The organism is Mycobacterium sp. E3339, from assembly GCF_001666915.1.
In the GTDB taxonomy this organism is placed as follows: domain Bacteria; phylum Actinomycetota; class Actinomycetes; order Mycobacteriales; family Mycobacteriaceae; genus Mycobacterium.
In genome coordinates this window covers 40,206-61,642 of the sequence record NZ_LZIZ01000164.1, presented here as the reverse complement: position 1 = coordinate 61,642, position 21,437 = coordinate 40,206, and the positions used below count along the sequence as shown (strand labels likewise).

Annotated in this window: 24 protein-coding genes and 1 pseudogene; 19 read left to right on the top strand and 6 right to left on the bottom strand. The window is 69.5% G+C overall.

The annotated features are described in order from the left end of the window. Nucleotides 1-2 precede the first annotated feature (2 nt). Entirely contained in the window at nucleotides 3-818 is an 816-nt protein-coding gene (gene tsf / locus A5702_RS14935; RefSeq protein WP_068221622.1) for a translation elongation factor Ts, read from the top strand. Nucleotides 819-849: 31 nt separating this feature from the next. Continuing rightward, a complete protein-coding gene (locus A5702_RS14930; RefSeq protein WP_068221620.1) occupies nucleotides 850-2,247 on the top strand; it encodes an amidase in 1,398 nt (465 codons plus the stop codon). Here A5702_RS14930 and A5702_RS14925 read toward each other — a convergent pair whose 3' ends face one another. Beyond that, nucleotides 2,248-2,670, bottom strand: a complete 423-nt coding sequence (locus A5702_RS14925; RefSeq protein ID WP_055403234.1) for a MarR family winged helix-turn-helix transcriptional regulator — start codon at nucleotides 2,668-2,670, stop codon at nucleotides 2,248-2,250. A 93-nt stretch (nucleotides 2,671-2,763) separates the two neighbouring features. Here A5702_RS14925 and A5702_RS14920 point away from each other — a divergent pair, with 93 nt between their 5' ends. Both A5702_RS14920 and A5702_RS14915 read left to right on the top strand, forming a co-directional pair. After that, on the top strand, nucleotides 2,764-3,177 hold the full coding sequence (locus A5702_RS14920; RefSeq protein WP_055403233.1) for a ChaB family protein: 414 nt from the start codon (nucleotides 2,764-2,766) through the stop codon (nucleotides 3,175-3,177). 54 nt (nucleotides 3,178-3,231) lie between these two features. Beyond that, nucleotides 3,232-3,555 (top strand): DUF2795 domain-containing protein, encoded by a 324-nt coding sequence (locus tag A5702_RS14915; protein ID WP_068221618.1) that lies wholly within the window; start codon nucleotides 3,232-3,234, stop codon nucleotides 3,553-3,555. 12 nt (nucleotides 3,556-3,567) lie between these two features. Here A5702_RS14915 and A5702_RS14910 read toward each other — a convergent pair whose 3' ends face one another. Continuing rightward, complete coding sequence (locus A5702_RS14910) at nucleotides 3,568-4,407, bottom strand: SDR family oxidoreductase (protein WP_067815093.1); 840 nt, start codon at nucleotides 4,405-4,407, stop codon at nucleotides 3,568-3,570. 52 nt (nucleotides 4,408-4,459) lie between these two features. Beyond that, nucleotides 4,460-4,630 (bottom strand): hypothetical protein, encoded by a 171-nt coding sequence (locus A5702_RS26735; RefSeq protein ID WP_197281239.1) that lies wholly within the window; start codon nucleotides 4,628-4,630, stop codon nucleotides 4,460-4,462. Between the two features lie 309 nt (nucleotides 4,631-4,939). Here A5702_RS26735 and A5702_RS14905 point away from each other — a divergent pair, with 309 nt between their 5' ends. Together A5702_RS14905 and A5702_RS14900 are read left to right on the top strand one after the other, a co-directional pair. Continuing rightward, nucleotides 4,940-5,500, top strand: coding sequence for an MPT63 family protein (locus A5702_RS14905; RefSeq protein WP_055403230.1), 561 nt, complete (start codon nucleotides 4,940-4,942; stop codon nucleotides 5,498-5,500). Nucleotides 5,501-5,605: 105 nt separating this feature from the next. Further along, nucleotides 5,606-6,541 carry a lysophospholipid acyltransferase family protein gene (locus A5702_RS14900; RefSeq protein WP_068221616.1) on the top strand — a complete coding sequence of 312 codons (936 nt, stop codon included), beginning with the start codon at nucleotides 5,606-5,608 and terminating at the stop codon, nucleotides 6,539-6,541. Between the two features lie 22 nt (nucleotides 6,542-6,563). On the opposite strand, the gene A5702_RS14895 is transcribed toward A5702_RS14900, so the two are convergent. Together A5702_RS14895 and A5702_RS14890 are read right to left on the bottom strand one after the other, a co-directional pair. Further along, a complete protein-coding gene (locus tag A5702_RS14895; RefSeq protein WP_068221614.1) occupies nucleotides 6,564-7,310 on the bottom strand; it encodes a response regulator transcription factor in 747 nt (248 codons plus the stop codon). A gap of 132 nt (nucleotides 7,311-7,442) precedes the next feature. Then, the gene (locus tag A5702_RS14890; protein ID WP_055403227.1) at nucleotides 7,443-7,679 is read right to left on the bottom strand and encodes a CsbD family protein; all 237 of its coding nucleotides are present in this window, start codon (nucleotides 7,677-7,679) and stop codon (nucleotides 7,443-7,445) included. A 337-nt stretch (nucleotides 7,680-8,016) separates the two neighbouring features. Between A5702_RS14890 and pyrH the strand changes: the two genes are divergently transcribed. The 6 genes and pseudogenes from pyrH to A5702_RS14860 all read left to right on the top strand — a co-directional run. Continuing rightward, a complete protein-coding gene (gene pyrH, locus A5702_RS14885) occupies nucleotides 8,017-8,787 on the top strand; it encodes a UMP kinase (RefSeq protein WP_068221613.1) in 771 nt (256 codons plus the stop codon). Nucleotides 8,788-8,799: 12 nt separating this feature from the next. Further along, entirely contained in the window at nucleotides 8,800-9,357 is a 558-nt protein-coding gene (gene frr, locus A5702_RS14880) for a ribosome recycling factor (RefSeq protein WP_055403225.1), read from the top strand. 31 nt (nucleotides 9,358-9,388) lie between these two features. Continuing rightward, nucleotides 9,389-10,312, top strand: coding sequence for a phosphatidate cytidylyltransferase (locus tag A5702_RS14875; RefSeq protein ID WP_082956076.1), 924 nt, complete (start codon nucleotides 9,389-9,391; stop codon nucleotides 10,310-10,312). Nucleotides 10,313-10,353: 41 nt separating this feature from the next. After that, nucleotides 10,354-11,448, top strand: a complete 1,095-nt coding sequence (gene rlmN, locus A5702_RS14870; protein WP_068221610.1) for a 23S rRNA (adenine(2503)-C(2))-methyltransferase RlmN — start codon at nucleotides 10,354-10,356, stop codon at nucleotides 11,446-11,448. Between the two features lie 132 nt (nucleotides 11,449-11,580). Then, complete coding sequence (locus A5702_RS14865) at nucleotides 11,581-12,090, top strand: protein disulfide oxidoreductase (RefSeq protein ID WP_067901762.1); 510 nt, start codon at nucleotides 11,581-11,583, stop codon at nucleotides 12,088-12,090. Next, nucleotides 12,090-12,929: pseudogene (locus tag A5702_RS14860) on the top strand (cytochrome c biogenesis CcdA family protein); the annotation flags it as partial. The gene A5702_RS14865 and the pseudogene A5702_RS14860, both read left to right, overlap by 1 nt. A gap of 15 nt (nucleotides 12,930-12,944) precedes the next feature. Here A5702_RS14860 and A5702_RS26980 read toward each other — a convergent pair. Continuing rightward, entirely contained in the window at nucleotides 12,945-13,199 is a 255-nt protein-coding gene (locus tag A5702_RS26980; protein ID WP_067815177.1) for a DUF2631 domain-containing protein, read from the bottom strand. A 78-nt stretch (nucleotides 13,200-13,277) separates the two neighbouring features. On the opposite strand from A5702_RS26980, the gene dxr reads away from it, so the two are divergent. The 7 genes from dxr (at nucleotide 13,278) to map (ending at nucleotide 21,369) form a co-directional block, all read left to right on the top strand. Continuing rightward, nucleotides 13,278-14,483: a 1-deoxy-D-xylulose-5-phosphate reductoisomerase gene (gene dxr, locus A5702_RS14855; RefSeq protein ID WP_068221608.1), complete on the top strand. Its 1,206-nt coding sequence runs from the start codon at nucleotides 13,278-13,280 to the stop codon at nucleotides 14,481-14,483. A 19-nt stretch (nucleotides 14,484-14,502) separates the two neighbouring features. Next, a complete protein-coding gene (locus A5702_RS14850) occupies nucleotides 14,503-15,726 on the top strand; it encodes an RIP metalloprotease (protein WP_067815183.1) in 1,224 nt (407 codons plus the stop codon). A gap of 19 nt (nucleotides 15,727-15,745) precedes the next feature. Continuing rightward, entirely contained in the window at nucleotides 15,746-16,912 is a 1,167-nt protein-coding gene (ispG, locus tag A5702_RS14845; RefSeq protein WP_067815185.1) for a flavodoxin-dependent (E)-4-hydroxy-3-methylbut-2-enyl-diphosphate synthase, read from the top strand. Between the two features lie 57 nt (nucleotides 16,913-16,969). Beyond that, nucleotides 16,970-17,824, top strand: coding sequence for a GNAT family N-acetyltransferase (locus A5702_RS14840; RefSeq protein ID WP_068221606.1), 855 nt, complete (start codon nucleotides 16,970-16,972; stop codon nucleotides 17,822-17,824). Between the two features lie 151 nt (nucleotides 17,825-17,975). Continuing rightward, nucleotides 17,976-19,790: a penicillin-binding transpeptidase domain-containing protein gene (locus A5702_RS14835; RefSeq protein ID WP_055400456.1), complete on the top strand. Its 1,815-nt coding sequence runs from the start codon at nucleotides 17,976-17,978 to the stop codon at nucleotides 19,788-19,790. Between the two features lie 90 nt (nucleotides 19,791-19,880). Beyond that, nucleotides 19,881-20,501 carry a DUF1707 domain-containing protein gene (locus tag A5702_RS14830; RefSeq protein WP_055400455.1) on the top strand — a complete coding sequence of 207 codons (621 nt, stop codon included), beginning with the start codon at nucleotides 19,881-19,883 and terminating at the stop codon, nucleotides 20,499-20,501. Between the two features lie 10 nt (nucleotides 20,502-20,511). Beyond that, nucleotides 20,512-21,369, top strand: a complete 858-nt coding sequence (gene map / locus A5702_RS14825) for a type I methionyl aminopeptidase (RefSeq protein ID WP_055400453.1) — start codon at nucleotides 20,512-20,514, stop codon at nucleotides 21,367-21,369. Nucleotides 21,370-21,437 lie beyond the last annotated feature (68 nt).

The following is a 21,437-nucleotide window of genomic DNA, read 5'->3' as shown; positions in this document are numbered from 1 at the left end:
CATTGGCCAACTTCACCGCCGCCGACGTCAAGAAGCTTCGGGAGCTCACCGGCGCCGGCATGCTCGACTGCAAGAACGCGCTGGCCGAGAGTGACGGCGACTTCGACAAGGCCGTCGAGGCGTTGCGCATCAAGGGCGCCAAGGACGTCGGCAAGCGCGCCGAGCGCGCCACGGCCGAGGGTCTGGTCGCGACCAAGGGCGGCGCGCTCATCGAGCTGAACTCCGAGACCGACTTCGTCGCCAAGAACGCCGAGTTCCAGAAGCTCGCCGACGACATCGTCGCCGCGGCCGCCGACTCCAAGGCCACCGACGTCGACGCGCTCAAGGCCGCCACGACCGGTGGCAAGACGGTCGAGCAGGCCATCGCCGACCTGTCGGCGAAGATCGGCGAGAAGCTCGAGCTGCGCCGCGTCGCGTTCTTCGACGGCACCGTCGAGGCCTACCTGCACAAGCGTGCGGCCGACCTGCCGCCGGCCGTCGGTGTGCTGGTGGAATACACCGGTTCCGACGCGGAGGCCGCGCATTCCGTCGCGCTGCAGATCGCCGCGCTCAAGGCGCGCTACCTGTCGCGTGCGGACGTTCCCGAGGACGTGGTGGCCAGCGAGCGCCGCATCGCCGAGGAGACGGCCAAGGCCGAGGGCAAGCCCGAGCAGGCGCTGCCCAAGATCATCGAGGGCCGGCTGAACGGTTTCTTCAAGGACGCGGTGCTGCTGGAGCAGCCGTCGGTGTCCGACAGCAAGAAGTCGGTCAAGGCGCTGCTCGACGAGGCCGGGGTGAGCGTCACGCGGTTCGTGCGCTTCGAGGTGGGCCAGGCCTAAGCCCCGCGCCTTCGCGGGTTAGCGTCGATCCATGCGACATGTGCACGCGTTCGGCGACGACGCCCTCGGTGATCTGGACGCCGTCGGCCTCGCCCACGCGATACAAGCCGGCTGGGTCAGCAGGGCGGAGGTGGTCGAGGCCGCCATCGCCCGCACCGAGGCCGTCGACCCGGTGCTCAACGGCCTGGCCTACGCCGCCTTTCAGCAGGCCCGAACGGCGGCGCCGGCGCAGGGTTTCTTTGACGGCGTGCCGACGTTCCTCAAGGACAACGTCGACATCGCCGGCCAGCCGACGATGCACGGCACCGACGCGTGGACGCCGTGGAACGCCACCTCCGACGGCGAGTTCACCCGCCTGTTCCTGGCCACCGGGCTGGCGCCCGTCGGCAAGACGCAGCTGTCGGAATTCGGTTTCAGCGCGTCGGCCGAGCACCCCCGCCTGGGGCCGGTCCGCAACCCGTGGAACACCGATTACAGCGCCGGCGCGTCGTCGTCGGGCTCGGGGGCGTTCGTCGCCGCGGGCGTGGTGCCGATCGCCCACGCCAACGACGGGGGCGGATCGATCCGCATTCCCGCGGCCTGCAACGGCCTCGTGGGCCTGAAGCCGTCGCGCGGGCGGCTGCCGCTGGACCCGCACCTGCGCCGGATGCCGGTGGGCATCGTCGCCAACGGTGTCCTGACCCGGTCGGTGCGCGACACCGCGGCGTTCTACCGGGAGGCCGAACGCATTTGGCGCAACCCGAAACTGGCGCCGATCGGCGACGTCACCGGCCCGGGCAGGCAGCGGTTGCGGATCGCGGTGGTGACCCGCTCGGTCCAGCGCGAATGCAGCCCTCAGGTGCGGGAGCTGACGCTGAAATCGGCCGGGCTGCTCGAGGAGTTGGGCCACCGCGTCGAGCACCTCGACGAGCCCCCGGTGCCGGCCAGCTTCGTCGACGATTTCGTCCTGTACTGGGGATTTTTGGCGCTGGCCCAGGTGCGCAGCGGGCGGCACCTGTTCGGCAAGACCTTCGACCGCACCCGGTTGGACAGCCTCACGCTCGGCCTGGAACGGCACACCGCCCGAAACCTGCACCGGCTCCCGCCGGCGATCATGCGGCTGCGCCGAATTCGCCGGCGCACCGCGCGGCTGTTCGGCACCTACGATGCGGTGCTGACCCCGACGCTCGCCGAAGAGACGCCGCGGATCGGGTATCTCGCCCCCACCGACTACCGCCAGGTGATGGACCGGCTGACCGACTGGGTCGCGTTCACGCCGCTGCAGAACGTCACCGGCGAACCGGCGCTGTCGGTTCCGCTGGAGCAGTCAGAAGACGGCATGCCGGTGGGCATGATGCTCTCCGCCGACCTCGGCCAGGAGGCGCTGCTGCTCGAGCTGGCCTACGAACTCGAGCAGGCGCGGCCCTGGGCGCGCATCCAGGCGGCGTGATCAGCCGTCGGAGCCGAGCTTGTCGAGCATCCGCTTGAATTCGCGCTGCTGAGGTTCGGTCAGCTTGGCCAGGATGCGGGCATCGGCGGTGCGCACCGCGCCCTCCGCCCGCTTCAGCAACGCGCGGCCCTGGCCGGTCAGCGTGGCGGGCAGCGCGCGACCGCTGGACACCGATGTCGGACGCTCCACGGCGCCAATGTCTTCCAGCTTGCGCAACACCGTGTTCATCGCCTGCGGCGTGACGCTCGCCTGCCGGGACAATTCGGCGCTGGACATGCCCGGAGCTATGGAAAGCATTCGCATGCAGACGAATTCGGGCAGGGTCAGCCCGAGCGGGCCCAACACGGCGGAAACCTCGGGTCGCAGCAAACTCGCCACCCGGTACAGCAGGTAACCGAGCGGGGCGTCTTCGGCCTGAACCATGTCAACCATATTGACATACTTCGCGCGATCAATGGGACCTTCGGCGCACAAAGTCCTGATTGCCGGCCCGGCAGACGGGTAACCCAAGTTCTTATGCCCAAGACGACGAAAGGCGGCAAGCCGAAGAAAGACGAATTGCCGAGCACTTTGCGGCGTTCCAACGCCAAAGCGCAACGCACGTTCGCCAAGACGCATGACGCGGCCGCCGACGAATACGGCAGCGAAGAGCGCGCCCACCGGGTGGCCTATTCGGCCCTCAAGCACAGCTTCGAAAAGGTCGGCGACCATTGGGAGCCCAAGGCGAAGAAGGGCCCGTCCGACGAGCGCGCCAAGAGCGGTGGCCCACGCGCCTCGGGCGAGACCGCCGAGGGCGTGGACGCGAACGCCAGCAAGAAGCATCTGCTCGACCTGGCCCGGCGGCTCGAGATCAGGGGCCGGTCGACGATGAGCAAGGCGGAGCTGGTCGACGCGATCAAGAAGCACAACCGCAGGGTGCGCGGCCGCTGAGAAACGTGTCCTGCGACTCGTTTAGACCAAGGGCCACCGGGCATCCCGACAGCCATGGTTGCGTCCACCACCCGAAGTCAGTTGCGCCAGTGCCTCAACGATGTGGACTTCCCGGCCGACAAGCAGGACCTGCTTGACGCCGCCGGCCGCAACGGCTGCGACGACGACACGATCCGCACGCTGCGGGGCATTCCGCCCGAGACCTACAACAACGCCGCCCAGGTGGCCGCGTCGGTCACCATCGCCGACGATCGCGACACCCAGGGCAGGGCCGCGGCGCGTCGCACCCACACCAAGCCGGGCCTGGCCGAGAGCGCGAAGGACATCGGAGTCCAGAGCCCCATCGTCGAAGAACTCGGCGAGAACCGCGACTCCTAACAGCCTGTCGCGCTAGAGAATTGGCCGCCCTCCGGTCACGGCCACCCGCGCGCCGGAGATGTAGCTGGCGTCGTCGCAGGCCAGCAGCACATAGACGGGTGCGAGCTCGGCGGGTTGGCCGGCACGCCCCAGCGGGGTGTTGTCACCGAACGATTCGACGCTGTCCGGCGGCATGGTCGAGGGGATCAGGGGCGTCCATATCGGACCGGGGGCCACGCTGTTCACCCGAATTCCCTTTTCGCCCAACAGCTGAGCCAGGCTGGCCGAGAAGTTCGCGATCGCGGCCTTGGTCGCCGCGTACGGCGCAAGCGTGGGGTTGGGCGTATCCGAGTTGACCGACGAACTGCCGATGATCGACGACCCTGCGCCCATGTGCGGCACGGCCGCCTTGGCGAGGTAGAAGTAAGCGCCGACGTTGAGCCGAAACGTGTAATCCCATTCCTCGTCGGTGATTTCGTCGAGGCTCTTGTGCATCATCTGGTAGGCGGCGTTGTTGACCAGGATGTCGATGCCGCCGAGTTCCTGCACGGCGCGATCGACCACGGCGCGACAGTGCGCCGCATCCGACAGGTCCCCGCGCACCAGCACGCACTTGCGCCCCGCATCCTCCACGTAGCGGGCGACGTCGCGGGCGTCGTCGTCCTCGTTGAGATAGGAGATCAGCACGTCGGCACCCTCGCGCGCGAACGCGATCGCGACCGCGCGGCCGATGCCGCTGTCCCCGCCGGTGATGATCGCCCGCTTGCCCGTGAGTTTTCCCGAGCCCTGGTAAGTGTTTTCGCCGCAATCGGGAACCGGCGTCATCTTCGCCTGCACACCCGGGGCGGTTTGTTGCTGAGGTGCAAAGCCCATCGGTTTTCCCCTTATTCGTGATCGAGAAATATTGCCGGCAAACGCGCGCGGTTTACCGTTGGCTTGGACCCGCGGTGGGAACGTCGGGATCGTCGTCGGCCGGCGGTTCGGGGTCACGCCATTCTTCGGCGCGGCTCGACCTGTTACCGCGCAGCGTGCCCTCCAATTCGTGCTTGAGTTCCTCGTCCTCGCGCGGACTGTGCTTCGAGCTGCCGCGTTCCATGACGGCCCCTTTCGTCCTCGTCGCCTTCGCCTGGCTCCGACTACCCGCCAGGGCTGGGGCTAATCGCTCGTCCCGGGGGCCGCGGTGGTCGGCGGCGCGTCGATGCTGCGGCGTGAATAGCGATACGGATGTGAATAACTGATGCGAAAGATGCTGTCCAACAAAACAACCGCGTTCCGGCAGCTAACGGCCCAAAAATTGCGAATTTACGCGAACGCACATGTTTAAAGCGGACGGCTAATGGATATGTGCCGCCTAGTGCGTATTGCCCTTACGGGGGGCGATTGTTCGACACGAAAGGAATGAGCAATGAAGGTCAGTAAGACGGCCGTCAAGACCGCTGCCGCTGCCGGGGGTATCGCGGTGGCAAGCGTTTTCGCCGCGGCGACGGCGTCCGCCGCACCGCCCAACATCCAGGGTTTCGGCACCAGCGAGCAACTCGTCGACGGGCCGCTGGTCACCAACTACACGGTGAGCAACCTGCAGCCCAGCAACGTCGCCATCCCCGGGTACACGCCCAAGGGAACGCTCTACCAGGCTGACGTCACCGCCCGGTCGGACGGCGGGCTGGTGACCCCGATGGTCAACGACTTCATCGCGCGCGGCCCCAACGGCCAGAACTACCGCGTGATCGACAAGGTGGGGGCGCCGAACGGCCTCAACCCCGCACCCATCCCGCAGGGCAGCGAGTCCACCGGGACGCTGTACTTCGACGTGACCGGCGCGCCCCCGAACGGCGTCGTCTACAACGACGGACTGCAGGACATCCTGATGTGGACGTCGAACGTGCCGAGCGCCGCTGCGCCGGGGGCCCCGAGCCCTAGCCCGAGCCCCGCGCCCGGTGCTCCGCCCAGCCCGACACACACCTAATCCGGCTTGCGGAAAAGCTCCCCGCGTCGCGTGCGACGCGGGGAGGTCCGCTTTTAAGGGCCCGGGTGTTGCATCGTGTGGGCGCGAATCGGGTACCCGGCAGCCATGAGTAACCCCGATCACAGGCCGGCCGACGTTCGCAAGCAGGCGCAACGGAACGCGGAGCGAGCGCGTTCGACCATGGAGGAGAAGCGCAGCGATCAGCGGGGTGGGGTGAGCGGCTGGGTCGCCGAGCGTGCGGGCAGGTGGGACCTCAGCGGGCAGGACGAGAAGACCCTGCAGCGGCAGAAGTATCTGTGGAATGTGCTGGTGGACTATTGGTTTCGCATGGAAATCGACGGCTGGGAGAACATCCCGGAACCGCCGGCGCTGCTGATCGGGATCCACTCCGGCGCTCCCTTCGTATGGGATGCCTGGACCGTCGGCCTGCAATGGTGGCGGCGGTTCGGGCAGGAACGCCCGCTGCACGGCACCGCTCACGACGCGTTGATGGCGATCCCGGTGATCGGCCGGTATTTCCGCTCGATGGGTGTGCTGCCGGCCGCCCCCGACGCGATCGCCACCGCCTTGGCCGAAGGGCGGGACGTGGCGCTGTGGCCCGGCGGGGAGGTGGACTCGCTGCGCCCGTGGACCGAGCGTGACCAGGCCAACCTGGCGGGCCGAAAAGGCTTCGTGAAGATGGCCATTCGGGCCGGCGTGCCGATCGTGCCGATCGCCACGGTCGGCGGCGGCGACGCCATGCCGGTGCTGATCCGCGGCGACAAGCTGTCGAAAGCCCTACAGCTGGACCGCCTGCTTCGCCTCAAGGTGTTCCCCTTGGCGGTTTCCCTGCCGTGGGGGATCGCCCCGGCGGCGCTGCCGCAGCTGCCGCTACCGGCCAAGATCAGGACCCGGTTCATGCCTCCCGTGGAGCTCGACCACGATCCGGCGCGCGCGGAGGACGAGGCCTACATCGACCGCAAGTACAACGAGGTCCAGGACGCCATTCAGGATGGAATGGACGCGCTCGCACGCAAGCGCGCCTTCCCACTGTTCGGCTGAAAGGTGTACTGCCACAAGAAGATTAGCTCGCCGGCGTCAACCCCGGGTCGGGCGCGGGCTGAGTCGCCGCCACCGTGGGCGTCGTCGCCGCCTCGCTGACGATCCATTCCGGATGCGGGGGAGTCGCCGCCTGGTAACCGACGCCCCGGACGGTGCCGATCATCGACTGATGCTCGGCACCGAGCTTGGCGCGCAGGCGCCGGACGTGGACGTCGACGGAACGGACCCGGCCGTTGCAGTCATAGCCCCACGCCTCGTGCATCAGGCGGGTGCGGGTGAACGGCCGGCCGGCGTGCTGCACCAGGAAACTGAGCAGCTTGAACTCGGTCAGCGTCAGACCCAGGTCCTTGCCCTGAAGCGACCCGGTGAAACTCGTCGGGTGCAACAGCAAGGGCCCGTATCTCAGGCTGCCGTCGACGGCGCTGCGCCGGTGGGCGATCGCGCGTCCCAGCCGCTCCTGCAGCTCGTCCGCGTCGGCGCCGGGTGGCACGACATCGTCGACGGTCCAGTCCCCGCCGACGGCCACCTCGCCGGCCGGTGCCACCAGGGCCACCACCGCGGTGGCGGGTGCGTCCGTCGTCAGGCGACGGCACGCGGTCTGGGCCGCGGCGGCGTCGCCACGAGCGTCGACTATCGCTACGTCCCCGCAATTGGCCGGGCCGTGTCCGTCATCGGTGAGCGGCGCGCGCCGCATGGTCCGCGCGAACGAATTCAGGTGCGGCAGAACGCGATCGAAGTCGTCCGCGTCGGTCAGCAACAGCACGTCCAAACGACATCTCCGAAACTTGTGGTTCTGCCAGCGCAGCGCTGAATACCCGCTCGTCGGGAAACTATGCAACCCCCCCAAAAAGGTCGATGGGCCCGGTCCGTGTGCACAGACCGAGCCCATCCTCCCAGCAAGCTACTGATTGGCCTTCTGGCGCTGCTCAGCCGCCTCGGCGCCGCCTCGCGCCGCCTCGGCCTCGGCTTCCTTCTTCGCCGCGTCGCGCTGTGCCTCAGCCTTGTCCTGCTGGGCCTGGCCCTCGCGGGTGAGGTCGTCACGACCCGCCACCGCGCCAACGGCCTCCTTCGCCTTGCCCTTGACGTCCTCGACGACGCCCTTGACGGCTTCAGCAGGTCCCGAGTTGTTGTCCGCCATGGATCCGTTCCTCCTTGTAGGCGTACTTTTGAGCGATCCGCCGACCGCCACGCGGCCGGTCCGGTCCCGCGGCGAGGCCGGCCCTTGTTTCTCAAGACCGACAATTCCCACCGCGATGCTGCGGATTCCCCCAGTCGGCCGTCGCTCAAACATCCGTGGTCCGACGGGCGTCCGCCGCCGGTGTCAGCTGGGCCGATAGCCGCGAAAAGCCGCCAGCATCGCCAACTCTGCGCATAACGCACCCCACCGGCACCGCGTTGTGTTGCGATGAGGCAGGATGTGAAATGCCGTTCCGGATGAGCTCACGCCGGGATGGCACTCTCATGCGAGGAGCCTGATGACGGATTCCAGGGAGCCCACGGCGCCGGAGAATGGATCAGTTGCCGGGCAGCCGCGAACGCGGCCCAAGTACTCCAGGGTCGTGCTGAAGCTGGGCGGCGAAATGTTCGGCGGCGGCCAGGTCGGGCTGGATCCCGACGTCGTGGCGCGGGTGGCCCGCCAGATCGCCGAGGTGGTCCGCGACGGTGTTCAGGTCGCGGTCGTCATCGGTGGCGGCAACTTCTTCCGGGGCGCGCAGCTGCAGCAGCGCGGCATGGAACGCACCCGTTCCGACTACATGGGCATGCTCGGCACCGTGATGAACAGCCTGGCGCTGCAGGACTTTCTGGAAAAGGAAGGCATCGTCACGCGCGTGCAGACCGCGATCACCATGGGGCAGGTCGCCGAGCCCTACCTACCGCTGCGGGCGGTTCGCCACCTGGAGAAGGGCAGGGTGGTGATCTTCGGGGCCGGCATGGGGCTGCCGTACTTCTCCACCGACACCACGGCCGCGCAGCGGGCGCTGGAGATCGGCGCGGAGGTGGTCTTGATGGCCAAGGCGGTGGACGGGGTGTTCTCGGCGGACCCGCGGGTGAATCCGCAGGCCGAGCTGATCGCCGCGATCAGTCACCGCGAGGTGATCGACCGGGGGCTGCGAGTGGCCGATGCCACGGCGTTCAGTCTGTGCATGGACAATGGCATGCCGATCCTGGTGTTCAACCTGCTGACCAATGGCAATATCGCCCGCGCGGTCGCCGGTGAGAAGATCGGGACACTGGTCACCACCTGAGGGGAAGAGCGAATGATTGACGAGGCTCTCTTCGACGCTGAAGAGAAAATGGAGAAGGCCGTAGCGGTGGCCCGTGACGACTTGTCAACCATTCGGACCGGCCGCGCCAACCCGGGCATGTTCTCCCGGATCGCCATCGACTACTACGGCGCCACGACCCCGATCACGCAGCTGGCCAGCATCAACGTGCCCGAGGCGCGGCTCGTCGTCATCAAGCCCTACGAGGCAAGCCAGCTGGGCGCCATCGAAACGGCGATCCGCAACTCCGATCTGGGCGTCAACCCCACCAACGACGGCACCCTGATCCGGGTGGCCGTGCCGCAGCTCACCGAGGAACGCCGCCGCGAGCTGGTCAAGCAGGCCAAGGGCAAGGGCGAGGACGCCAAGGTTTCGGTGCGCAACATCCGCCGCAAGGCGATGGAGGAGCTGCACCGCATCCGCAAGGACGGCGAGGCGGGCGAGGACGAGGTCGGTCGGGCGGAGAAGGACCTCGACAAGACCACGCACCAGTACGTCACCCAGATCGAAGACCTGGTCAAGCACAAAGAAGGCGAGCTGCTGGAGGTCTAGCGGCCCCCAGTAGCTGAGTTCACCCAGGTCCGTGGCAACCACCGGCGCAGCCAGCCCGCCCGACGAGCCGGCGCGTGAGGCCGAGGAAACCACGTCGCCGCCGGCCAAGAAGACGTCCCGGGCGGGACGCGACCTGCGCGCCGCCATCGCCGTGGGCGCGGGCATCGGCGGCGTCCTCATCGTGACGCTGGTGTTCGCGCCGCGCTTCTGGGTGGCCATCGTCGCGATCGCCATTCCGGTCGCGACCCACGAGGTGGTGCGGCGGCTGCGCGAGGCCGGCTACGTCATCCCGCTGATCCCGCTGCTGATCGGCGGTCAGGCCACCGTCTGGCTGACGTGGCCGTACCACGCCGCCGGCGCCCTGGGCGGCTTCGGCGCCACCGTGGTGGTCTGCAACGTCTGGCGGCTGTTCATGCAGGACAACCGCAAACGGCCCGAGCCTTTCGCCGGGTCGCCGTCGGCCAACTACCTGCGCGACGCCTCCGCGACCGTGTTCCTGGCCGCCTGGGTGCCGCTGTTCGCCTCGTTCGGCGTCCTGCTGGTCTACCCGCACGACGGCGCGGGCCGGGTCTTCTGCCTGATGGTCACCGTCGTCGCCTCCGACGTGGGCGGCTACGCGGTGGGCGTGCTGCTCGGCAAGCACCCGATGGTTCCGGCGATCAGCCCGAAGAAATCCTGGGAGGGGTTCGCCGGTTCGCTCTTCTTCGGCATCACCGCGGCGGTCCTGACCGCGACTCTCCTGGCGGCCAAACCGCCCTGGATCGGCGCGCTGCTGGGTGTCGTGCTGGTCCTCACCTGCACGCTGGGCGATCTGGTCGAGTCGCAGATCAAGCGCGACCTGGGCATCAAGGACATGGGCCGGCTGCTGCCCGGCCACGGCGGCCTGATGGACCGGCTCGACGGCGTGCTCCCGTCGGCGGTCGCCGCGTGGATCATCCTGACGCTGCTTTCCTAGTTTTTCCGGCCAGCCCTGAGGTGGCCGATACTGGACGGGTCATGGTCCAACAACTGGTCTTCACCGAACCCCGCCCCAGCAGGCCGCCGCGGCACCTGGCCGACCTCGACGCGGCCGGCCGCGCGTCGGCCGTCGCGGAGCTTGGCCTGCCCGCCTTCCGCGCCAAGCAGCTCGCGCACCAGTACTACGGCCGGCTGATCGCCGATCCGCGCGAGATGACCGACCTGCCGGCGGCCGTGCGGGACCGGATCGCCGAGGCGATGTTCCCGCACCTGCTGACGTCGGCCGCCGAGGTGACGTGCGACGCCGGACAAACCCGAAAGACGTTGTGGCGCGGCACCGATGGGACGACGTTCGAGTCGGTGCTGATGCGCTACCCGCAGCGCAACACCGTGTGCATCTCGTCGCAGGCCGGCTGCGGCATGGCCTGCCCGTTCTGCGCGACCGGCCAGGGCGGCCTGACCCGCAACCTGTCCACCGCGGAGATCCTGGAGCAGGTCCGGTCCGCGGCGGTCGCCCTGCGCGACGACTTCGGCGATCGGCTGTCCAACGTCGTGTTCATGGGCATGGGGGAGCCGCTGGCCAACTACGCCCGGGTGCTGGCCGCGGTGCGGGGCATCACCGAACCGCCGCCGCACGGCTTCGGCATTTCGGCCCGCTCGGTCACCGTCTCGACGGTCGGCCTGGCGCCGGCAATCCGCAAACTCGCCGACGAACGGCTCGGGGTGACGCTGGCGCTGTCGTTGCACGCGCCCGACGACGAACTGCGCGACACCCTCGTGCCGGTCAACAACCGGTGGAAGATCGCCGAGGCGCTCGACGCCGCCCGCTACTACGCCGACGTCACGGGCCGCCGGGTTTCGGTGGAGTACGCGTTGATCCGCGACGTCAACGACCAGCCGTGGCGGGCCGATGCGCTGGGCAAACGGCTGCACCGGGCGCTCGGCCCGCTGGTGCACGTGAACCTGATTCCGCTCAACCCGACCCCGGGCAGTGCGTGGGACGCCAGCCCCAAGCCGGTGGAGCGGGAGTTCGTGCGGCGGGTGCGGGCGCAGGGCGTCTCGTGCACGGTGCGGGACACCCGCGGGCGCGAGATCAGTGCCGCCTGCGGACAGCTGGCCGCCGAAGGCGGGTAGCTGGAGCGCAGGCGATTTGGCCCGAGCCTGCGGACAGCTGGCCGCCGAAGGCGGGTAGCTGGCCGCCGAAGGCTGAACCGGGACGGCGTCCACCACGTCTAACAGGCATAGACCAGCAAACGAGGTGACGCCATGATTGTTCGGTTCCTGACCCCGCTCCGGCTTGTGGCCGCGGCCCTTTTCGCCGCCGCCTTGATATTCGGGCTCGGCGACGCGCCGCGCTCCGCCGCCGCCGACGACCGTCTGCAATTCACCGGCACGACCCTGAGCGGTGCGCCGTTCAACGGCGCCAGCCTGCAGGGCAAGCCCGCGGTCCTGTGGTTCTGGACGCCGTGGTGCCCGTTCTGCAACGCCGAGGCGCCGGGCGTGAGCCAGGTGGCCGCGGCCAATCCCGGCGTCACGTTCGTGGGCGTCGCGGCCCACTCGGACGTCGCGGCGATGCAGAACTTCGTCGCCAAGTACAACCTGAACTTCACCAACCTCAACGACACCGACGGCGCGATCTGGGCCCGGTACAACGTCCCCTGGCAGCCCGCCTACGTGTTCTACCGCGCGGACGGCAGCTCGACGTTCGTGAACAACCCGACCTCGGCGATGCCGCAGCAGGAGTTGTCTGACCGGGTCGCCGCGCTGAGGTCCTGATGGATCGGGGTCTCGTCGGCCTGGCCTTCGCGGCCGGGCTGGTGGCGGCCCTGAACCCGTGCGGGTTTGCCATGCTGCCCGCCTACCTCCTGCTGGTGGTGCGCGGGCCGCGAGCGGGGGTGGCGGCGGCCGGGCGGGCCCTGGCGGCCACCGCGGTCATGGCGCTTGGCTTCCTGACGGTGTTCGGCCTGTTCGGCGCGCTGACCGTATCGGCCGCCGGCGCGGTCCAGCGATACGTGCCGTACGCCACGGTCATCGTCGGCGTCGCGCTTGTGGCGCTGGGCGGGTGGCTGCTGTCGGGCCGCGGGCTGGCGGCGCTCACCCCGCGGCCGGTGGGCCCGCGCTGGGCGCCCACGGTCCGCCTGGGCTCCATGTACTCCTACGGCGTCAGCTACGCGATCGCCTCGCTGTCGTGCACCGTCGGCCCGTTCCTGGCGGTCACCGCGGCGGGCCTGCGGGGCGGGTCGATCGTCACGGCGGTGGCGATCTACCTCGCCTACGTCGGGGGGCTGACCCTGGTCGTCGGCGTACTCGCCGTCGCCGCGGCGACCGCGAGCTCGGCGATGGCCGACCGGCTGCGGCGCGTCCTGCCGTTCGTCGACCGGATCGGTGGTGCCGTGCTGATGCTGGTCGGTCTGTACGTCGCCTATTACGGCGCCTACGAGGTGCGCCTGCTGGGCGCGAACGCCGACCCGCGGGATGCGGTGATCACCGCGGCCGGGCGCCTACAGGGGACGCTGGCCGGCTGGGTGTACCAACACGGGATGTGGCCATGGGCGCTGGCCGCGGGCGCGCTGACGATCGTCGTCATCGGCGGCACCTGGTACCGCCGGACGCGCGCCGGGGCGGCGGCCCTACCTGATCCAGCCGCGCCGGCGGCCCCACAGGTCGCGGACCAGGGCGACCAGCACCAGCGTGGCGAACCCGATCAGGAACCAGTTCTCGATGTGGCCGACGTGGTTGCCGCGCAGCATTGCCAGCAGGAACACGATGATGACCAGGCCGGTGATGTGCCACGTGCGGTGATTGATCCTGCTCCAACCCCACTTCGCCGACGGCACCTCGACGGTGTCGACGCCGGTGAACTGTTCCACCTCGGTACTGGCCACGGTGAATCCCCTTCGTGATCGGCTGGTAGGAGAGATTCTGGCACACCGGTCGCGGGACCGAGCGGGCACAATGAGTGAGTGACAACCGCGACACCCGAGGGCCGCCTGCGCGTGCTGGTGCTGGGCAGCACCGGCTCGATCGGTACCCAGGCGCTGGAGGTGATAGCGGCCCATCCGGACCGCTTCGAGGTCGTCGGCCTGGCAGCGGGGGGCGCGAACCTGGACACCCTGCTGCGGCAGCGCGAGCAGACCGGGGTCACCAACGTCGCCGTCGCCAACGAACGCGCGGCGCACGTCGCCGGCGTCCCCTACCGCGGTCCCGACGCGGTGACCCGCCTGGTCGAAGACACCGAGGCCGACGTCGTTCTCAACGCGCTGGTGGGGGCGCTGGGCCTGCGGCCGACGCTGGCCGCGCTGGAATCGGGCGCCCGGCTCGCGCTGGCCAACAAGGAATCGCTGGTCGCCGGCGGACCGCTGGTTGTGCAGGCGGCGCGACCGGGCCAGATCGTGCCGGTCGACTCCGAGCACTCCGCGCTGGCCCAGTGCCTGCGCGGCGGCGCTCCGGAGGAGGTCGCCAAGCTGGTGCTGACCGCGTCCGGGGGGCCGTTTCGCGGCTGGACCGCCGCCCAGCTGGAGGGCGTCACCCCCGAACAGGCCGGCGCCCACCCGACCTGGTCGATGGGCCCGATGAACACCCTGAACTCGGCCTCGCTGGTCAACAAGGGCCTCGAGCTCATCGAAACCCACCTGCTGTTCGGCATCCCGTACGACCGCATCGAGGTCGTGGTGCACCCGCAGTCGATTGTTCATTCGATGGTCACCTTCGTCGACGGCTCGACCATCGCCCAGGCCAGCCCGCCGGACATGAAGCTGCCCATCTCGCTGGCGCTGGGCTGGCCGGCCCGGGTGCCCGGGGTTGCCGCGGCGTGCGACTTCAGCACCGCCGCTAGCTGGGACTTCGAGCCGCTGGACAGCGAGGTTTTCCCCGCGGTCGAGCTGGCCCGTTACGCCGGCCAGACCGGCGGCTGCATGACCGCGGTGTACAACGCGGCCAACGAAGAAGCCGCGGCGGCGTTCCTCGAGGGCCGGGTGGGATTCCCCGTCATCGTGAAAACCATCGCCGACGTGCTGCACGCCGCAGACCAATGGGCGGTTTCACCCGCTAACGTGGATGAGGTACTAGACGCGCAGCGCTGGGCGAGGGACAACGCCAGGCGCCGAATCGATCGAGTCGCACGGGCACGGCCCACCCAGGCCCCCGTCAACGCCTCCGGAATGGTGTGAGAAAGGTCCTGCAGACCAGATGATGTTCGTTATCGGCATTGTGCTGTTCGCCCTCGCCATCCTGATCTCGGTGGCGCTGCACGAGTGCGGCCACATGTGGGTCGCCCGCGCCACCGGCATGAAGGTCCGTCGCTATTTCGTCGGGTTCGGGCCCACGTTGTGGTCGACGCGGCGCGGGGAGACCGAGTACGGCATCAAGGCCGTGCCGTTGGGCGGCTTCTGCGACATCGCCGGGATGACCTCGGTGGAGGAGCTGGCCCCCGACGAAACCGACCGGGCGATGTTCAAGCAGGACGTCTGGAAGCGCGTCGCGGTGCTGTTCGCCGGTCCGGCCATGAACTTCGTCATCTGCCTGGTCCTGATCTACGGCATCGCACTGGTCTGGGGGTTGCCGAACCTGCACCCGCCGACCCGGGCGGTGATTGGTGAAACCGCTTGCGTCGCACCGGAAGTGGCGCCCGGCAAGATCGCAGACTGCACCGGCCCCGGCCCGGCCGCGGTGGCCGGGATCCGCGCAGGCGACGTCGTGGTCAAGGTCGGCGACACCCCGGTGTCCACCTTCGAGGACATGGCCGCGGCGATCCGCAAGATGCACGGCACCGTTCCGGTCGTCGTCGAGCGGGGCGGCAACACCATCACCACCTACGTCGACGTGACGCCCACCCAGCGCTTCGTGACCAACGGGGCCAACGGCCAGGGCGGTCAGCCGGCGCCCGCGACGGTCGGCGCCATCGGCGTCGCCGCGGTCAAGCTCGCGCCCACCCACTACGGCGTGCTGTCCGCGGTGCCCGGCACCCTCGCGTTCGCGGGGGACCTGACCGGCGAGGTCGGCAAGGCGCTGGTCACCATCCCGACGAAGGTCGGCGCGCTGGTGCACGCGATCGGCGGCGGGCAGCGCGACCCGCAGACCCCGATGAGCGTGGTCGGCGCCAGCATCATCGGCGGCGACACCGTCGACCACGGGTTGTGGGTGGCGTTCTGGTTCTTCCTGGCCCAGCTGAACCTCATCCTGGGCGCGATCAACCTGGTGCCACTGCTGCCGTTCGACGGCGGCCACATCGCCATCGCCGTGTTCGAAAAGATCCGCAACCTCATCCGGTCGGCCCGCGGCAAGGTCGCGGCCGCACCGGTGAACTACCTCAAGCTGATGCCGGCCACCTACGTGGTGCTGGTGTTCGTGGTCGGCTACATGTTGCTGACCGTGACCGCCGATCTGGTCAATCCGATCAGGCTCTTCCAATAGTCGACGTGAAGGAACGAAAGTGACCATTGGCCTGGGCATGCCGGACGCTCCGGCGCCCACGCTCGCCCCCCGGCGCAAGACGCGGCAACTCATGGTCCGCGACGTCGGGGTGGGCAGCGACTATCCGATTTCGGTGCAGTCGATGTGCACCACCAAAACCCACGACGTCAACGCGACCCTGCAGCAGATCGCCGAGCTGACCGCCGCCGGCTGTGACATCGTCCGGGTGGCGTGCCCGCGCCAGGAGGACGCCGACGCGCTCTCCGAGATCGCCAAGCACAGCAACATCCCGGTGATCGCCGACATCCACTTCCAGCCCAAGTACATCTTCGCGGCCATCGATGCCGGCTGCGCGGCGGTGCGGGTGAACCCCGGCAACATCAAGGAGTTCGACGGCCGGGTGGGCGAGGTGGCCAAGGCCGCGGCCGCGGCGGGCATCCCGATCCGCATCGGCGTCAACGCCGGCTCGCTGGACAAGCGCTTCATGGAGAAGTACGGCAAGGCCACACCGGAGGCGCTCGTCGAATCCGCGCTGTGGGAGGCCTCGCTGTTCGAGGAGCACGGCTTCGGCGACATCAAGATCAGCGTCAAGCACAACGACCCCGTCGTGATGGTCGCCGCCTACGAGCAGCTGGCCGCCCAGTGCGACTATCCGCTGCACCTCGGCGTGACCGAGGCCGGCCCGGCGTTCCAGGGCACCATCAAGTCCGCGGTGGCCTTCGGCGCGTTGCTGTCGCGGGGGATCGGCGACACCGTCCGGGTGTCGCTGTCCGCGCCGCCGGTCGAAGAGGTCAAGGTCGGCATCCAGATTCTCGAGTCGCTGAACCTGCGGCCGCGCGGGCTGGAGATCGTGTCCTGCCCGTCCTGCGGTCGCGCGCAGGTCGACGTCTACACCCTGGCCAACGAGGTCACCGCCGGCCTGGAGGGTATGGACGTGCCGCTGCGCGTCGCCGTGATGGGCTGCGTGGTGAACGGTCCGGGCGAGGCGCGCGAGGCCGACCTGGGCGTCGCGTCCGGAAATGGCAAGGGGCAGATCTTCGTTCGCGGCGAGGTGATCAAGACCGTGCCCGAGGCGCAGATCGTCGAGACCCTCATCGAAGAGGCCATGCGCCTCGCGTCGGAGATGGGGACCGATCACGGTCCTGAAACAACATCAAGCGGTTCGCCGATCGTCACCGTAAGCTGATGGGGGCCGGTTCCCAGCCGCCGGTCCATTAGTTCGCATCAGAAGAGAGTTCGCCAGATGTCGGCTCCGCCCCTGTTCCGCCTTGTCGGCGAGCGACGGGTGTCCGTGGTGCGTGACGCCGCCGCCGTCTGGCGGGTGTTCGACGACGATCCGGTCGGGTCGTGCATGGTCGCGGCCCGGGTGGCCGACCACGGCATCGATCCCAACTCCATCGGCGGGGAACTGTGGACCCTGCGCGGCGCGGAGGACTCGCTGTGCTTCGCCGGCGCCAACCTGATCCCGCTGCGCGGCGCCGCGGCCGACCTGGACGCCTTCGCCGACGAGGCGATGAGCGGAACCCGGCGCTGTTCGTCGCTGGTCGGCAGGGCCGAATTGGTGATGCGGATGTGGGAGCGGCTCGAGCCGGCCTGGGGCCCGGCGCGCGACGTGCGCGACCATCAGCCGCTGCTGGCGCTGTCCCGGCACCCCGACTGCGACATCGACCCCGGCGTGCGCCAGGTCCGGCCGGACGAGCTGGACGCCTACCTGGTGGCTGCCGTCGACATGTTCATCGGCGAGGTGGGCGTCGACCCCCGCCTCGGCGACGGCGGGCGGGGCTACCGCCGCCGGGTGGCCAGCCTCATCGCGGCGGGGCGCGCGTGGGCCCGTTTCGAGCAGGGCCAGGTCGTGTTCAAGGCCGAGGTGGGCTCGCAGTCGCCGGGCGTCGGCCAGATCCAGGGGGTGTGGGTGCACCCCGAATGGCGGGGCCTGGGCATCGGCACCGCAGGCACCGCGACCGTGGCCGCCGTGATCGTCGGCAGCGGGCGCACCGCCAGCCTGTACGTGAACAGCTTCAACACGGTCGCCCGCGCGGCGTACGCCCGGGTCGGCTTCGCCGAGGTGGGCACCTTCGCGACGGTGCTGCTCGACTAGCGCTCCTTCATCCCGCGAGTGTGAGGCTGGCCGCACACTCGGCGTGGAACGTGCGGCTGGCCGCACGCTCGGCCGGGGTTACCGCCCATAACGGTCAGGTCTCGGTGTGTCGGCGGCGGCCGAGCAGCCCCGCTTCATAACATCTGTACCAATGGTCACAAAAACCCCACTGGTAATCGTGGCGGCCGGGCTGCTGCTGGCGGCCGTCGCGATGTCCGGCTGCACCCCCCGGCCCGACGGCCCCGGCCCGGCGGCCGAGAAGTTCTTCGCCGCCCTGGCCATCGGCGACACCGCCACCGCCGCCCAGCTCAGCGACAACCCCAACGACGCCCGCGAAGCGCTGAACGCGGCGTGGGCCGGGCTGCAGGCGACCCACCTCGACACGCAGATCCTCAACGCCAAGTACGCCGAGGACACCGGGACGGTCGCCTACCGCTTCACCTGGCACCTGCCCAAGAACCGGACCTGGACGTATGACGGCCAGCTGAAAATGGCCCGCGACGAGGGCCGCTGGCAGGTGCGCTGGACCACCACCGGGCTGCACCCCAAACTGGGCGAGCACCAGACGTTCGCGCTGCGGGCCGACGCGCCGCGGCGCGCCTCGGTGAACGAGCTCGGCGGCAGCGACGTGCTGGTCCCGGGCTACCTGTACCACTACACGCTCGACGCCACCCAGGCCGGATCCGGCGCGGCGCTGATCGGGACGGCGCACGCGATCGTCGACGTCCTGCACCCCTTCAACGGCGGGCTGAGCGACCCGCAACTGCTCGCCGAGCAGGCCAGCTCGGCGACCCAACCGGTGGACCTGGTGACGCTGCACCCCGACGACAACGACAAGGTCTTCCCGGCGATCGGCCGGCTCCCCGGCGTCGTCGTCACGCCCCAGCCCGAAATCCTGCCCACCGACCCGCATTTCGCCCCCGCCGTCATGGCCGAGGTGAAGAAGGCCGTGGTCGACCAGCTCGACGGTGAGGCCGGCTGGCGGGTGGTGAGCGTCAACCAAAACGGTGTCGAGGTCGAGGTGCTGCACGAAGTGCCGGGGTCGCCGGCGCCGTCGATCTCGATCACGCTGGACCGGGTGGTGCAAAACGCCGCCCAGCGCGCGGTGGACACCCGCGGCGGCAAGGCGATGATGGTCGTCATCAAGCCGTCGACGGGGGAGATCCTGGCGATCGCGCAGAACGGGGGCGCCGACGCGGAAGGCCTGCTGGCCACCACCGGCCTGTTCCCGCCGGGGTCGACGTTCAAGATGGTCACCGCCGGCGCGGCCGTCGACCGCGACATGGCCACCCCCAACACCATGCTGGGCTGCCCGGGCCACCTCGACATCGGCCACCGCACCATCCCCAACTACGGCGGCTTCGACCTGGGTGTGGTGCCGATGTCGCGGGCGTTCGCCAGTTCGTGCAACACCACCTTCGCCGAACTCAGCAGCAGGATGCCGCCGCGCGGCCTGACGCAGGCGGCCACCCGCTACGGGATCGGGCTGGACTATCAGGTGGACGGCATCACGACGGTGACCGGGTCGGTGCCCCCGACGGTGGACCTCGCCGAGCGCACCGAGGACGGCTTCGGCCAGGGCAAGGTGCTGGCCAGCCCGTTCGGCATGGCGCTGGTGGCGGCGACCGTCGCCGCGGGCAAGACGCCCACGCCGCAGCTGATCGCGGGCCGGCCGACCGCCGTGCAGGGCGACACCACCCCGATCAGCCCGAAGATGGTGGACGCGCTGCGGCCCATGATGCGGCTGGTCGTCACCAACGGGACCGCCAAGGAGATCGCCGGGTGCGGCGCGGTGTACGGGAAGACCGGTGAGGCCGAGTTCCCGGGCGGCTCGCATTCCTGGTTCGCCGGCTACCGCGGCGACCTGGCGTTCGCCTCGCTGATCGTCGGGGGCGGCAGCTCGGAATACGCGGTGCGGATGACCAAGGTGATGTTCGAATCGCTGCCGCCCGACTTCCTGGCCTAGCCGCTCGCAAGCGCGCCGCCCGCGGCGGGCGCAGCGGGGCGGCGCCATCTGGCCTGACGCCGACGGGCCGCTCGGCGGTAAATTGCGATCATGACGGATACCGGCGGCGACATGGTGGCTCCGGTGTCGCTGCGCGTCTCCGACGCCGACCGCAACGGCACGATGCGGCGACTGCACAACGCCGTCGCACTCGGGCTGATCGACATCGACGAGTTCGAGCAGCGCTCGTCGCAGGTGTCCTACGCGCGCACCCGGGGTGAGCTGGACGGGCTGGTCGGCGACCTGCCCGGGCCGGGCGCGATCGTCACGTCCGCGGCCGACCGCGTCGAGCTGCGCGGTTGGGCCGGCTCGCTCAAACGCCAGGGCGAATGGACGGTGCCCACCCGCCTGGCGTTGGTCCGCCGGCTGGGCTCGATCGATCTCGACCTGACCAGGGCGCGGTTCGCCGGCCCGGTGGTGGTCATCGAACTCGACGTGCGGGGCGGCTCGGTGGACATCCGGCTGCCCGACGGGGCCAGCGCCTCGATCGACGACGTCCAGGTCTATGTGGGCAGCGCCCGCGACCGCCGCAGGGACGCGCCGGGCGAGGGCCGGCCCCACGTGGTGTTGACGGGCCGGGTGGTGTGCGGCTCGGTCACCATCCGAGGGCCGCGGCGCTCGTTGATCCGCGGCCGTCTCGAGGGCCCGCATCGGGGGCGAGCGCGCGGTTAAGCTGGTCGGCATGCCTGCTCGCACCGCGCTTGCCCCCGGAGAGTTGTCCCCGACTCTGCCGGTGCCCGTCCGCATCCCCCGCCCGGAGTACGCCTGGAAGTCCACGGTGCGGGAGGGTAGCGAGCCGTGGGTGCAGACGCCGGAGGTGATCGAGAAGATGCGCGTCGCCGGCCGGATAGCGGCCGGCGCGTTGCAGGAGGCGGGCAAGGCGGTGGCGCCCGGGATCACGACCGATGAACTGGACCGGATCGCCCACGACTACATGGTCGACCACGGCGCCTACCCGTCGACCCTGGGTTACAAGGGCTTCCCGAAGTCGTGCTGCACGTCGCTCAACGAGGTCATCTGCCACGGCATCCCCGACTCGACGGTGGTCGAGGACGGCGACATCGTCAACATCGACGTCACGGCCTACATCGACGGCGTGCACGGCGACACCAACGCGACCTTCCTGGCCGGCGACGTATCCGAGGAGCACCGGCTGCTGGTGGAGCGCACCCGGGAGGCGACGATGCGCGCGATCAACGCCGTCAAGCCGGGGCGGGCGCTGTCGGTCGTCGGCCGCGTCATCGAGGCGTACGCGAATCGGTTCGGGTACAACGTCGTTCGTGACTTCACCGGCCACGGCATCGGCACCACGTTCCACAACGGCTTGGTGGTGCTGCACTACGACCAGCCCTCGGTCACCACGGTCATGCAGCCGGGCATGACGTTCACCATCGAACCGATGATCAACCTCGGCGGACTGGACTACGAGATCTGGGACGACGGCTGGACGGTGGTCACCAAGGACCGCAAGTGGACCGCGCAGTTCGAGCACACCCTGCTGGTCACCGACACCGGCGTCGAAATCCTCACGTGCCTCTAGCGCGAGCAGACAGAAAATCGCACGATTGCCGGGGCAAAGGTGCGATTCTGCGTCTGGTGGCCGGGCAG

Bases quoted from the DNA above. Each gene is read 5' to 3' on its own strand.
- pyrH (WP_068221613.1), top strand. From the start codon at position 8,017: ATGACGGATTCCAGGGAGCCCACGGCGCCGGAGAATGGATCAGTTGCC.
- A5702_RS14925 (WP_055403234.1), bottom strand. From the start codon at position 2,670: ATGGTTCAGGCCGAAGACGCCCCGCTCGGTTACCTGCTGTACCGGGTG.
- A5702_RS26735 (WP_197281239.1), bottom strand. From the start codon at position 4,630: ATGGAACGCGGCAGCTCGAAGCACAGTCCGCGCGAGGACGAGGAACTC.
- map (WP_055400453.1), top strand. From the start codon at position 20,512: ATGCCTGCTCGCACCGCGCTTGCCCCCGGAGAGTTGTCCCCGACTCTG.
- A5702_RS14865 (WP_067901762.1), top strand. From the start codon at position 11,581: ATGATTGTTCGGTTCCTGACCCCGCTCCGGCTTGTGGCCGCGGCCCTT.
- A5702_RS14930 (WP_068221620.1), top strand. From the start codon at position 850: ATGCGACATGTGCACGCGTTCGGCGACGACGCCCTCGGTGATCTGGAC.
- A5702_RS14910 (WP_067815093.1), bottom strand. From the start codon at position 4,407: ATGGGCTTTGCACCTCAGCAACAAACCGCCCCGGGTGTGCAGGCGAAG.
- A5702_RS14890 (WP_055403227.1), bottom strand. From the start codon at position 7,679: ATGGCGGACAACAACTCGGGACCTGCTGAAGCCGTCAAGGGCGTCGTC.
- A5702_RS14900 (WP_068221616.1), top strand. From the start codon at position 5,606: ATGAGTAACCCCGATCACAGGCCGGCCGACGTTCGCAAGCAGGCGCAA.
- A5702_RS14920 (WP_055403233.1), top strand. From the start codon at position 2,764: ATGCCCAAGACGACGAAAGGCGGCAAGCCGAAGAAAGACGAATTGCCG.
- rlmN (WP_068221610.1), top strand. From the start codon at position 10,354: ATGGTCCAACAACTGGTCTTCACCGAACCCCGCCCCAGCAGGCCGCCG.
- A5702_RS14835 (WP_055400456.1), top strand. From the start codon at position 17,976: ATGGTCACAAAAACCCCACTGGTAATCGTGGCGGCCGGGCTGCTGCTG.
- frr (WP_055403225.1), top strand. From the start codon at position 8,800: ATGATTGACGAGGCTCTCTTCGACGCTGAAGAGAAAATGGAGAAGGCC.
- A5702_RS14915 (WP_068221618.1), top strand. From the start codon at position 3,232: ATGGTTGCGTCCACCACCCGAAGTCAGTTGCGCCAGTGCCTCAACGAT.
- A5702_RS14840 (WP_068221606.1), top strand. From the start codon at position 16,970: ATGTCGGCTCCGCCCCTGTTCCGCCTTGTCGGCGAGCGACGGGTGTCC.
- A5702_RS14830 (WP_055400455.1), top strand. From the start codon at position 19,881: ATGACGGATACCGGCGGCGACATGGTGGCTCCGGTGTCGCTGCGCGTC.
- A5702_RS14850 (WP_067815183.1), top strand. From the start codon at position 14,503: ATGATGTTCGTTATCGGCATTGTGCTGTTCGCCCTCGCCATCCTGATC.
- A5702_RS14905 (WP_055403230.1), top strand. From the start codon at position 4,940: ATGAAGGTCAGTAAGACGGCCGTCAAGACCGCTGCCGCTGCCGGGGGT.